Origin of the sequence: Shewanella sp. SR44-4 (genome assembly GCF_014163715.1) — a bacterium.
Taxonomy (GTDB): Bacteria; Pseudomonadota; Gammaproteobacteria; order Enterobacterales; family Shewanellaceae; genus Shewanella.
This window is the reverse complement of sequence record NZ_JACJDU010000170.1, coordinates 1-265: the sequence shown is the minus strand read 5'-3', so window position 1 is coordinate 265 and position 265 is coordinate 1. Positions and strand designations below refer to the sequence as shown.

The 265-nt window shown below is 50.2% G+C and carries 1 rRNA gene; it reads right to left on the bottom strand.

What is annotated here, in order from left to right:
* Positions 1–265 (bottom strand): 23S ribosomal RNA (locus H5125_RS21930); the annotation flags it as partial.

Here is a 265-nt window from a genome sequence, read left to right as displayed (position 1 = left end):
GTCTACACCTTGCAACTAAACGCGCAGTTAACACTCGGTTTCCCTACGGCTCCGCTATTCGCTTAACCTCGCTACAAAATGTAAGTCGCTGACCCATTATACAAAAGGTACGCAGTCACGGTCTCTTGTCCCGAAGGACGGAACCGCTCCCACTGCTTGTACGTATACGGTTTCAGGTTCTATTTCACTCCCCTCACAGGGGTTCTTTTCGCCTTTCCCTCACGGTACTGGTTCACTATCGGTCAGTCAGGAGTATTTAGCCTTG